9 protein-coding genes and 1 pseudogene are annotated in these 12,553 nt (G+C 36.8%); 5 read left to right on the forward strand and 5 right to left on the reverse strand.

The window, feature by feature from the left end; translation table 11 throughout:
• Positions 1–79: 79 nt before the first annotated feature.
• On the reverse strand, positions 80–2,572 hold the full coding sequence (locus ACP3VS_RS19990) for a LuxR C-terminal-related transcriptional regulator (RefSeq protein WP_207889774.1): 2,493 nt from the start codon (positions 2,570–2,572) through the stop codon (positions 80–82).
• A gap of 411 nt (positions 2,573–2,983) precedes the next feature.
• Between ACP3VS_RS19990 and ACP3VS_RS19995 the strand changes: the two are divergent.
• Positions 2,984–3,922: pseudogene (locus ACP3VS_RS19995) on the forward strand (beta-propeller fold lactonase family protein); the annotation flags it as partial.
• Between the two features lie 398 nt (positions 3,923–4,320).
• Entirely contained in the window at positions 4,321–5,316 is a 996-nt protein-coding gene (locus tag ACP3VS_RS20000) for a VanW family protein (RefSeq protein WP_426389719.1), read from the forward strand.
• A 163-nt stretch (positions 5,317–5,479) separates the two neighbouring features.
• Here ACP3VS_RS20000 and ACP3VS_RS20005 read toward each other — a convergent pair whose 3' ends face one another.
• Positions 5,480–5,650 (reverse strand): hypothetical protein, encoded by a 171-nt coding sequence (locus ACP3VS_RS20005; protein WP_012293699.1) that lies wholly within the window; start codon positions 5,648–5,650, stop codon positions 5,480–5,482.
• A gap of 862 nt (positions 5,651–6,512) precedes the next feature.
• On the opposite strand from ACP3VS_RS20005, the gene ACP3VS_RS20010 reads away from it, so the two are divergent.
• Both ACP3VS_RS20010 and ACP3VS_RS20015 read left to right on the forward strand, forming a co-directional pair.
• Positions 6,513–6,788: a geobacillin-26 family protein gene (locus ACP3VS_RS20010; protein WP_258858676.1), complete on the forward strand. Its 276-nt coding sequence runs from the start codon at positions 6,513–6,515 to the stop codon at positions 6,786–6,788.
• Positions 6,789–6,836: 48 nt separating this feature from the next.
• On the forward strand, positions 6,837–7,211 hold the full coding sequence (locus ACP3VS_RS20015) for a methyl-accepting chemotaxis protein (protein ID WP_426389722.1): 375 nt from the start codon (positions 6,837–6,839) through the stop codon (positions 7,209–7,211).
• A gap of 33 nt (positions 7,212–7,244) precedes the next feature.
• On the opposite strand, the gene ACP3VS_RS20020 is transcribed toward ACP3VS_RS20015, so the two are convergent.
• The 3 genes from ACP3VS_RS20020 to ACP3VS_RS20030 all read right to left on the reverse strand — a co-directional run bounded on the left by ACP3VS_RS20020 (position 7,245) and on the right by ACP3VS_RS20030 (position 10,123).
• A complete protein-coding gene (locus ACP3VS_RS20020; RefSeq protein WP_012293705.1) occupies positions 7,245–7,865 on the reverse strand; it encodes an HAD-IA family hydrolase in 621 nt (206 codons plus the stop codon).
• 357 nt (positions 7,866–8,222) lie between these two features.
• Complete coding sequence (locus ACP3VS_RS20025; protein ID WP_036166016.1) at positions 8,223–9,002, reverse strand: YibE/F family protein; 780 nt, start codon at positions 9,000–9,002, stop codon at positions 8,223–8,225.
• The gene (locus ACP3VS_RS20030) at positions 8,999–10,123 is read right to left on the reverse strand and encodes a YibE/F family protein (protein WP_426389723.1); all 1,125 of its coding nucleotides are present in this window, start codon (positions 10,121–10,123) and stop codon (positions 8,999–9,001) included. Before ACP3VS_RS20030 ends, ACP3VS_RS20025 begins: the two co-directional genes overlap by 4 nt.
• A gap of 598 nt (positions 10,124–10,721) precedes the next feature.
• Between ACP3VS_RS20030 and ACP3VS_RS20035 the strand changes: the two genes are divergently transcribed.
• Positions 10,722–12,347, forward strand: a complete 1,626-nt coding sequence (locus ACP3VS_RS20035; RefSeq protein WP_036215370.1) for an ABC-F family ATP-binding cassette domain-containing protein — start codon at positions 10,722–10,724, stop codon at positions 12,345–12,347.
• Positions 12,348–12,553 lie beyond the last annotated feature (206 nt).

Below are 12,553 nucleotides of genomic sequence, written 5' to 3' on the forward strand. Positions count from 1 at the left end.
AAGTCGAATCAAATTAATAATTTTATTAATTTTAACTGTAAAAGGCATCAGTACCAGTCAATGATGCCTTTTATGAGCTTCAATGATTTTTGAGGGCAATCGCCTTAGCGCGTGAGTTGACCCCAAGCTTACTATAAATGGTAGATAAATAAACACGAACAGTTCCTTCTGATAAATGCAGGCGCTTAGCTATTTCACGATTAGATATACCATCTACTAGTAAGCCATAAATATCCTTTTCTCGTTGTGTTAGCATTACTGGGGCTTTTGAATGGAATGTAGTACCTTCTTTCAGATAATTAAAATAAACAGTAGGGACGGAATCCCAACGTTGATGAAGCTGCTCGAAATAAATGGCTAATAGGGGTTCTAAATCCTTTTCATCTAAAAATGATCGAACATAATAGTAGGGTGCTGCAAGTACGAAAGCCTCGTGTAAAGTTTCTAAGGCAAGTTCTTGGTGACCTATATGATATTGGCAAATTGCTTCTAGTATTGTGGCTTCAATAATTGTAGCAATTTGCTCCTCCTGCTGTGCTTTTATTTTTACTTGGATCAAGCTCGTTAAGGCTTCGTTCGGCAGTTCCTTCAATAATAGTAAACGGGCGTATACGATGAGCCAGAAGGGTTGTTTCGTTTTCGTAGCCTGTAAGATTATCTCAGCCTGATGACTATCACCAGCGTTAATATGACAGTAGGCTAGCATAATTTGTATAGATGTACGCCAATGCTTTTCAGTGACATCCTCTAATAGATGGGTCAGCATAGCAAGAGCTGAACTTATCTGATTTTGCTGTATATAGATTTTTGCTTTAAGAAGATACATCGGAATACATAATCCAAGATCTTGTAATTGATGGCCTAACTTAAGCGCCATCTCAATTTCTTTATGAGTAAACGTTATTAGGTTGCGTTCATATAAAGATTCGGCGGCAACACCATAGCTAAAAGCGGTGACATTAGCAGTTTGTAAAGACGTTTCTCGAAAAAGCTCACTTATTACAGCTCCTTGCTCCATTGTTTGAAGCTTTCCTTTCGACCCAATGCTCGTTCGTAAAAGTTTATATTCAAAACTATTGTAGGGGATAGGCACATGATCCCATCTAGAGGGGATGTGTCCTTTTGCGAGCTGTTTTTTCATAATTTCTTCAACCATCTGTAAATCACCACCAGAGGCAACGATGGCAAAAGCCTTAGCGCTTTCGTAAATATAGGTCATGGCCGCATGTTCCTCTTGCTCCATCCATTGTTCTGTCAGTTGGCGTAATTCAAGTTCCTCCATAAGAGATGACGCAGTTTCAACTTCCATAGTTGAAATCGAGGTTAAAAAGCCGATGACTAGCATTTCATAGGAGACTTTATATTGATCACGACGAAGCCGGTGCAACCACCGCATAAAGGTTGCTGTCTGACCTGATAAAAAAAGTTGAACAAGATGCTCAGTCATCCATGGCGTCGCTAGTTCGTATTGTCCATGTTTAAGTGCTAATTCAATGGCAGAAATATAATCCCCTTGACCATAAATGAATTGAGATGTTTCTAGAACAAGATTATGTATGTCCTGCTTCGAAAATTGTCTTGTTAATTCCATTTGCAAAGCTTCCGCTAATAAATGATGGTACCGGAAAATAGGTTGTTTGGATTGCAGCCGAATGGTGAAAAGTCCTTTAGCTTCCAAATGCTCCAATTGTTCAAGACTATTTGTCTGCGTTGTCAATTGATCACAAATAGCAGGATCCAACTCCTGTAATAGGGAAGTGCGCAGCAAAAATTGTTGTGTTTTAGATGGTAGGTTATGAATAATTTCTTGCCATAGAAATTCTGAAATAAAGGGCTGTGCAGTTTCTTCAAACGATCCAATTTCATGGTCATTCGCAAAGCTAGTTAACAATAATCCAGCTACCCAACCTTCTGTTTTATCTAAAATAGCTTGCAGCTGTTGGTGATTGAAGGTAGGGACATGTTTGCAGGAGAAAAATCGCTTCACCTCCTGTAAAGTAAAGCGTAAATGTCCAGAATGGATTTCATGTGTCCATTGCTTAACCCGCCACTTAGGTATTGGTAGTGAGGGGACAGAACGAGAGGACATATAAATATGGGCGTGACTAGGTAAATACTCTACGAATTGTATCATGAGTTGATGAATAACTGGATTCTCTATGACATGATAATCATCTAGTACAATCGAAATGGGCTGTTGAAGGACATTTATTTCTTCTACTAGAGAATAGATAAAAAATTCAAGCGTTGCAGAGTCCTGGGAGTTTAGAAGTGGTGTAAGAATTTGATGCATGTTACTTTTAGATGACCTAGCAATAGCATGTAAAATATATGTCCAGAAACGTATAGGATCATTATCAGCAGCATCTAGAGAGACCCATGCAGTGGTTTCTTTTTTATTTTTAAGCCAGCTACTTAGTATACTGGTTTTTCCATAACCCGCAGGAGCACGTAAAATGGTTAATTTCACATGTATATGTTGATCTAATAAATCGAATAATTGTGTTCTTTCAATTAAAGTGGGTGATTGATGTGGCATTGTTATTTTAGAAGATAATAATGTTTGAGGCATCTTAACTTCCTCCTTTAGTTCAGAAAAGTTCCACAATTTACATTGTACTAAACTATTATCATTTTTTCGTATGTTAATAGTCCTATCCTTTCCTTCTTTAATTATTTTAATGGGGTGGACATTTCAAAACTAAGTCAAACGTTCTTCCTCTTTTTATCTTCAAATTTCAGCATGGTGTAGCGCATATCTTCCCCAAAAAACTAGCATTTAAAAGTAAAGCAACTAATTACAACTAGTTAGATTAGGTGAATGTACAAGAAACCTATTTCTGTGGGCATATAGTAGCCATATATGTCAGGGAGGTAGTTCAGTGTGAGAAAAGAACCGAAATTTTTGAGAATCAAGTTGAAATCAAATCCAGGTTGTCATTGCCATTGCTGCGGTTTTTGTTGCCCTTGTCGTTGTAATCACCCTTTTTTACCGGTACCACCAAGCTGTAACTATCTTGTCTATGTAACAGACGCTGGACAATTAGAAACTCCTGATAACAGAGTCTCAGTAATAGATACAGCAACCAATATGATAGTTGCCACCATTCCAGTAGGGACTGCTCCACTAGAAGTAGCGATTACACCAAATGGTGCGTTTGGGTATGTGCCAGCGCTTTTCTCGGATAATGTAACTGTGTTTAATACAGCAACCAATACGGTAGTCACTACGATTCCGGTAGGAGATGAGCCTCTTGGTGTAGCGATTTCACCAAATGGAGCACTTGCCTATGTTTCAAACCATGGTCCAGCAGCTAATTCTGTATCCGTTATAGATACAGCAACTAATACTGTAACTGCCACTATTCCAGTAGGGCTCCAACCTCAAGGTATTGCTTTTACGCCGAATAGTGCATTTGCTTATGTGGCAAATGAAAATTCAGGGAATGTATCTGTTATAAATACAGCAACCAATATGGTAGTTGCTACTATCCCTGTTGGAATCCGCCCAAGATCCATTGTTTTCACACCGAGTGGGCAATTTGCGTATGTGACAAATGAAAATAGCAATAATGTATCTATCATTAATGTTGCAATCAATACAGTAGTGGGTACAATCCCTGTAGGAACCGGACCTGTAGGAGCAGCCATTACACCTGATGGTACATTTTTGTACGTCGTCAATAAAGGTAGTAATACTGTATCTGTCATCAGTACAGTGACCAATATGGTGATAGCTACAATCCCTGTTGGATCTTCACCTGACCAAGTAACGATCCTGCCGAATGGTACTTTTGCATATGTCACAAATCAAACTGACAATACAGTGTCTGTCATAGATATAGCTACCAATATGGTAGTGGATACAATCCCAGGGTTTAATGGACCGACTGGTATAGATACAGGGGTAATTTGTCTATAGGATGGAAAAAGCAAGTTATTTTCATTCACGATTATGTGCTTGTGACTTAATTGTTTCAAAAAACTGTAACTTTTTATACTCGTAGCGCTTCATTCCTTGGCAGGACGTGCCAGTTGAACCAAAATTGGGTTAAGAACTGGAAAGAATACGTTATGAAAAATTTACACATAATCGAAGAGCGTAAAATGGGGGTAGCGGTCGTTTACTTCTAACTATTGGTGCCATGCTACCCTAGTGTTACATAACTTATCAACTGTAATCCTCAATCGTAAACAAATCCTGATTGTGAGTGAAGTTTTATTTGAACAGAACAAATAAATATCTACAAAAGCCACACACTATAGGCAATATATGAATAAGATGTCTCTGTAGTATGACCATAGAGGTAGGTGTTTGTGTTGAAAAAAAAGTGGGTTTCCGCGTTCTGTGTTTTATGTATAGTTGGACTTGTAGGTTGCCAAAAAAATTCGAACAATGACCCAAGGATAGAGGAAGAAAATCAACAAGTAAAACAGCAAATCGAAGAATTGAAAAAAACAGTTACCTATGAGCAAGTGCCACAAAAGGAATCGGCTCTTATAGAGATTGTAGATCCTAAGACAAAGAAGATTATTGAAACTATTTCACCGAAGGATAGTGGCTATGAGACAGAGCTGCAAGCCTATCAGCGGAATATTGAGCAGTTAGCAAAGGAACTAGCAAGAGGGACTAGTGAGAAGGAAGGCTATGACCAGCGCATGATGCTCGATCGATTGGATGAAGCAGGAAAGGTTATTAAGGGAAGGCCGCAAATGATTTTAAAGGAAAGTGAATTAGTGGAGAAAATTCTAGAAGCCTCTGCTACTGGTGGTCAAGTGGAGGTACCTCTTTATTTGACTCAAAGTGGCTATTCATTAGAGGACATTCCTTATTTAGAAGAGGTCGTTGTGGCATCCTATACGACGTATTTTAATAGCGCTGACGTAGGAAGAAATAAAAATATTGAGCTTTCTGCGGAGGCTATTAATAATGTCATCGTTGGTAGTGGGGACCATTTTTCATTTAATACGATGGTCGGACCTCGAGATGAAGCAAATGGCTATCAGCCTGCACCAGAAATTATTAATAAAAAAGTGGTTATGGGCATTGGTGGGGGCGTTTGTCAAACTTCTTCAACCCTGTTTAATGCAGTGGATCAACTACGAGTTAAATATGTAGAACGTCACCATCATTCCTTGGATATAGGATATGTGCCAAAGGGAAGGGATGCGACTGTTTCCTATGGGAGCTTGGATTTTAGGTTTCAGAACACGAGTGATGTTCCTTTTTTAATTCAAACAACCTATGAAGAAAATTTTTTGACGATTGACATACGAACAGCTGAAAAATATGTAGAAATATTGACAAAGGAATAATGCTGTGAAAAGACACCATAGGACGTTGGTGTCTTTTTAACTGGCATGATATAGTTAAAATTGGATATATAGTAAACATTAGGGGGAGGAATAGATAATGCATCAAAACTACTGGCTGTTATAGAAGCGATGGGCTTTATTGACACTGTATTCACCTCAAAACCTACATAGCTTCAATGTTCCCCCGAATTATATTTTCTTGTTTATTTTTTATCCTTTGTGCTGTTACAGCTGCTTCAATTTCTCCGATTGCCCAATGTGTTGAAGGTGAGTCTTTAAATGAAGGTGCTGTAATTCTATCTAGAGCTGGTCTTTCGAATAGTTGGTTGAGCACTTTTCTGCCTGTTCACGTGTTAACGTATCATTCAGATTAAACGTATTGGTACTTGTTCCCATAATTCCTATAGCAGTTACCTTTTCAATTGAAAGTTTAAACATCTGTAAATGTTTTGCCGTTGCCTGATGCCTGAAAATTTTGGTGTGTCTTTGTGTACATACAGTTTCAATACTGCCACTACACCTGCTATTTGTGCTCTTGTAATCGTCCCATTTGGATTAAATATTGTATCCCATTATAACGTTAAAACTGGATTACTGGCTGTGGTACCGATGCTGTTTCCACTTTAGACATATTAAGTTTTTTAATTATTAAGTTATAATGTATAAAAAGAGGATATAATTAACAAATGAGTATTATGGAGAGTAGGCAAATAAAGTACTTAAGAAGTATCGCTTTATTATCAAGATTTTAATAATAAATAGAATGGAGTGATATTGTAATGACATGGTTAACAATTGTTGGATTTTTTTTACTCTTTACAATATTTATAACTTGCGGTACTTACTTATTACTTAAAAATAAAAAGGAAAAAAATGTGCATAATAATATATTAGGTTTTATTTTTTTATTAGTAGGGATAATCCTATTAGTATTAAATTTATTATTTTTGCTCGATTAATAACTTGAAAATAATACCTAATACTATATATAAAAAAATTTATGGTTAAATTCCAAATTTCGCTCCAATTCTTGCAAATGCTAAAGAAATGGAAAAGAACAACTTCCTAGCTACATCCAAACAAATAATTGATAATTCGGACTTCAATTCAGAATTAGGTATGGTTGATAAGGAAGCAATTGAATACCTTGATAGCCTTCAAATAAATGTAATTGAAGATAATGAAAATTAGAGTCAATTGAAAATGGTAAACCGATGGTCGCAACATTTGATAAGAATTCTAATATTCTAACAACTCAAATTAAGGGCGATGATTCATCTAAATTAGTAATAGATTTGAATGAACTTGCAGCTTTAGAAGAGTCCATGAAAGAACAGACATCTGGTGATATTAGCACTTTCGCATCTTCGATGAAACAAAATATTTTCACAAACTATGAATATACTATTGAATTTACTTCACCTGAATCATGGCAATTACATAGACCGAATCCTGATAATCCAATAAATTGATAGTGAGGTCAATGACATAGCTGAACAAAGTGCAGAGGAAAGTATTGATTGGCAGGCGATATTGAACAAATGAATGTGATTGTTCAATTGGTAAAAGATTTAGCGATGAAATCCATAAATCTTGGTTTAAATGCTTCGATAGAAGCAGCTCGTTCGGGTGAGCATGGACGTGGTTTTGCAGTTGTCGCATCTGAAATACAAAAAATGTTCCAGAGCAATACAGAAAGTGCGAATAGTATTACGAAACAATTAGAAAGCATTAAACAATCCATTAATCAGGTGAATGCTTCTGCTAATCAAATTGCTGCCTTTACACAGCAATTTGCGACGAGTATGCATGAATTAAGCGATCCTTATAAAGGGGTAAATAATTCTGCTGACAAGTTAATGCAGATTAGGCGAAATCAAAGACAAGAAATTTAAAGGATAATAGCCGAGTGAAGGGCTATTATCCTGCTATAAAATAATCTCTAAAATTTCATCGGGTGTCGCTACTTTGTATTCTGGCTCTTCGTTTTGTATGACTTCAATTGCGTCATAGCCCCATTCTACCCATATAATAGGTATGCCTGCTTTTTTACACGCGACAATATCCCTCTGTTCATCACCTATATATACCACTTCAGATGATGAAACATTTGATTCCTTCAAAAACTTTTTCATGACTTTATCTTTGCTAAAAATACGATTGGAGCAAAGGACATCTGTAACACAGTGAATGCCATTTATTTTGAGAAATTCTACAATATTGTCCTTTGAATTAGAAGAGATAATCAAAATCTTATATCCTCTATTATCGAGTTCGAGTAATACTTCCTTCATCCCTGCAAAAAGATGAACATCGTTTAATGATTGGCGATATAGCTTGTAAAATTGCGGTAAAATCATAGGTAATTTATACATTGGAAAGTCAAATAACTTACTACGTTCTGAAATCGATAATTTTTTTAATGTATCAATTTCCTTCAATTCAATTCCTTTAAATTTATATTTTTGTGCTAATGTATTCCATGCTGATGCAAACACAGCAGTTGAATCTGCCAACGTTCCATCAAAATCAAAAATTATAGTTTTCATTGCAAACTTTCTCCTTTATTATCTAGTTGTATTGACGTTTTATGCTTAAAAATGTTACATGGAATGGGCGACCAATTGTTAGGTCATGAAACATGGACAACAGTCATTTTAAAAGCTACGTAATCATCTTATGGTAAATATTATCAGAAAATGCTGGGTTTGCAATGGAAAAGATGCAACAAAGGAGGGTGTCTCAAAACTCTTATGAGACACCCTCTATAGCTACCTAATTCTTTTTGTGTTTTATGTTAGGGCTAATACAAATTTGCATACCATTTTAGGTGTGTTGTACGTTTCAAACCATAAAGGCAAAGAGGTACTCACTTTATCTCCAGTACTTATGTGATAGTTCTGTTTTTATGGGAGAGAGCTATTCTTTTTTTGTCGTGTTTTTACTAAATAATAAGCATTGACGGAGGAGGCAATAGGAATAATTAGTGCAATGCCGATGCCTGCGCAAAAAATTGTCATCATTTCCGCACTAAAGACTTTGGAATTGACGATTTCGCCAATCGAATAAGAGAGATCCTTAAACCATATCAATAAACTTAAATAGCCACCAAAGAAAGCAAAAAATAAAGTATTTGTATCGGTTCCTAAAATGTCTCTCCCAATACTTATTCCAGATGTAAAAAGTGTCTTTCTACTGATTGAAGGATTGCGATAAAAAATCTCATGCATAGAGGTAGCAATGGAAATGGCAACATCCATAATGGCACCTATCGTACTCATAATAATGACCGATGCACCAATCTGCACGAAATTAACACCGATATAGAGAGAAAAGATACTTATTTCTTCTGTTGATTCTTCGCCAAATCCTTGAATCATGGCCTTTTTCGTTATAAACGTAATAAAAAGCAATAAAACAACAATCGTTACCATTGTCGAAATAAATGCAGTAATGGTTTTACTATTTGTTTTATTAATATAAAACAAACTAATGCAACTGATGACAGTACAAGCAATAAACGTTAGAATAATAGGGCTGTTTTTAGGGTTTGTCATGAGGAAAATGGTCACGAAGAGAACAGCAAAATTTAAAAATAAAGAAAGAAACGAGCGTAGGCCTTGCTTACCTCCAACTACCACCATCAATAAACATAAAATAATTGCCAAAACAACGATAACATTCATTCTTTAACCCTCTTTCGATTAATAAAAAAAATAGCTGTATATTGACTGATAGGTATTGTCAGGACTACTCCAATACCCCCTGCAAGGGCACGAGCTAGCTCTAATGAAAGATTCAAGGATAGAGTGAGTCCTAATGTAGATGAATTTTTCAAATAGAGGATGACCATTGGTATGGAGCCACAAATATACGCGAAGAATAGAATGCTTGTAATGGTACCCATAATGTCTTTTCCAATCTCCTGACCAGATGCCTTTAAAGCTTGTAAAGAAATACGAGAGTCTTGTTCATATAGGGCGTAAATAGAAGAGGACATAGTAATCGCGACATCCATAACAGCCCCAAGTGAACCAATGAATAAACCAGCCATAAAAACAGTTCGGTAGGGACGTGTTAAAAATTGCATTTCCTCATAGCGTAGGCCGCTTTCTCCCGTCAACCACATCACAGCAGAGCTAATACTAAGGGCTATGATTGTCCCTAAAAGAGTAGCTACAATGGCTGCATATGTTTTCGTATTCAATCCACTAATCAGTAACAATGAAATAACAGTAAATAATAGGACACACACACCACTGATGAATAATAAATTGAGGCTGCCATGCTTTACGTAAAGGTCTAATGCAAATGTTAAAATACTGGCATTTACGACTAAGCTAATAATGGCAAATAAACCTTGTCTTTTTCCGATGATGAGTAGCGCAAAGATAAAAGTCCAAGTGATAATCATGATTGTTTGATCTCGTTTCAAATCGAGAATGGTCCCCGTTAAATCTGACTGTGTCGAATGTGCATCTATTGCGACAAAAATTTCATTGTCGACAAAGTATTCTTGATCAAAGGCTCCAGACGAAGAGTAGTCATTCATCAAATCAATTATTTGTCCTTTGTGCTGCCCATTTTTAAGTACAGCCTTAATTTGCTGCGTATACAAAGTATCGTCATTGTCGTACATATCTGTTAGAGGCTCTGATTCTACCACTTTGACATTCAATATTTCAGCAATCGGTCTATCATAAAATTGTTCATTATGATGAACGAAAAAGATCGATATTCCGCAGCCGAGTATTAATAGGGCAGAGAAAATACGTTGTTTAATTGTTAAGTTTCTTAAAAATTGCAAGGGAATGACCTCCTAGTGGACTGAATAGTCACTTGTACAGGAACGATTTTAACAATAGTAAGTTCCGATATATTATTAAGTGTAACGATAGGCGTGCCATATTCCAAGGCATATAAGAATAAGAACGTGAGAGGACATTTGTAATCTAGAAAGATTTATGGTAGATTAGTGGATACTATAAAATCGAAGGGAGGACGAAGTAATGGGAACTGTTTGTGCAAAAGGTTTAACTGAAATAGTGGTGAAATCTTACAATCTTTGTGGAGGTTTGCTGGCAAAGGGAGAAGTATGCCCTTTTTTAAGCAAATTTCATATCGATGCAGGTTCCGGTTGCTTCTAGCCTTCTTTAAAACTGATAGTATCCAATCAAATGAGATGTATAGATACAAAAACGCCGGTTCTTAACGGCGTTTTTTTGTTTAATAGTAAAATTTAACATGCCCTCTTGTTCATAGGAGGGGTGGAAGGTGCCGTTTTATGACGGCACCTTTTTTGTGTTTGAAAGGAGTGAAAAGTGATGTGTAACCTTATATGTCCATTTATTTCTTGAGCGATTAGCTTATTAGTAATGGATAAAATAAATAAGGAGATGGAAAAAATGATACTTCAATTAAATGGAATTAGTAAGAGCTACTTGGGAGAGCCCATTCTTTCTAACATAACGATGAAAATGGAACGTGGCGATCGGATTGGACTTATAGGTGTAAATGGAGCTGGAAAATCCACGCTACTAAAGATGATTGTAGGGGATATTCCTTATGATGAAGGCGATATTTATAGGGGGAAAGGAATTAAACTAGGTTATTTGCAACAGGATAGTGGATTGCAGCCAGACCATACGATTTGGACTGAAATGCTTGGGGCATTTACGGAGCTTCTAGAGGTTGAAAAGGAACTTCGAGAGTTGGAAATGCAGATGAGTGAGTCTTCTTATCTAAATGCCCCTGAAAAGCTGGAACAAGTGATGCAGAGATATGCTAGCAAATCCGATTGGTTTTCACAACAGGGAGGCTATGACATCGAGGCAAAAATAAATAGTATGTTAAATGGGATGGGCTTTAGTAGTACACCGACAGACACACTTATCGAATCATTAAGTGGTGGTCAGAAAACTAGACTGGCACTTGCTAAAATTTTATTAACGCAGCCGGATTTGTTACTGTTAGATGAACCGACCAACCATTTGGATTTTGCGACTTTAAATTGGCTGGAAAGTTATTTACGTGGCTATCAAGGGGCCATTCTTGTTATTTCACATGATCGTTACTTTTTAGATGCCCTTGTCCATGAGATTTATGAGATTGAACGTACTCATGGAACAAAATACAGCGGTAACTATTCTAAGTATGTGGAAAGCAAGACTAAAGATCGTGAACTGCTGGAGAAGAAATATACGATGCAGCAGCAGCAAATCACAAAAATGGAGGATTATATTCAACGGAATATTGCTATGGCTACTTCCTCAAAAAGTGCCAAGAACAAAAGGAAACAGCTTGAACGGATAGAACGTCTTGAAAAGCCGCACAAGAATCAAAAACATGCACAAATGACATTTGCTACTGATAAGAATTCACATAAAGAAGTACTGAAGGTAAAGGACCTAGCACTCTCCTATCAGTTACATGCGGGCAGAAAAATATTAATGGAAGATATTGAATTTTCATTATATAGAGGCGAACGGGTCGCATTAATAGGCCCAAATGGTGTTGGAAAATCAACGTTATTGAAGGCATTGTTACATGAATTAACTCCGGATCGTGGCGTTATTGCATGGGGAAATGGTGTGACAATAGGTTATTATGATCAGGAGCAAGAGTCATTACATCCTAATCATACAATATTACAAGAGGTATGGGGTACCTTCCCTTCGATGGAAGAGGCAAGAATACGGACAGTGCTTGGTAATTTTTTATTTACGGGAGAAGATGTCTTTAAAAAGATAGCCTCCCTTAGCGGTGGAGAAAAAGCGCGTGTAGCCTTAGCAAAGCTAATTTTGCAAAAAGCAAATGTACTTATAATGGACGAACCGACCAATCATCTTGATTTATTTAGCAAGGAAGTATTGGAGAAGGCGCTTTTGCAATTTGATGGCACATTATTATGCATTTCTCATGATCGTTATTTTCTTAATAAGCTAGCAAATAAATTACTAGCATTATCTCCAACTGGTGTGACCGCCTTTTCAGGAAATTATAATGATTATGTTCAAAAGTTAAGTCATTAAAGGACTAAGAAGCCACCTCTATAGTAAGAGGTGGCTCAGACTGTAGACAAACTCAAAAAATTTGAGAGTTTGACTACAGTCTTTTTTCTTTTACAATAAAATAAAGTAAAGCCGTTGATTTTCACTACAGGCGGACGCTTTCCGCGGGCGGGGTCGAGCTGCTTCCCTCGCTTCGCTCAGTCCAGGATCTCGACTTTCCCGCTTTT

Origin of the sequence: Lysinibacillus sp. VIII_CA (genome assembly GCF_049943995.1) — a bacterium.
Taxonomy (GTDB): domain Bacteria; phylum Bacillota; class Bacilli; order Bacillales_A; family Planococcaceae; genus Lysinibacillus; species Lysinibacillus pinottii.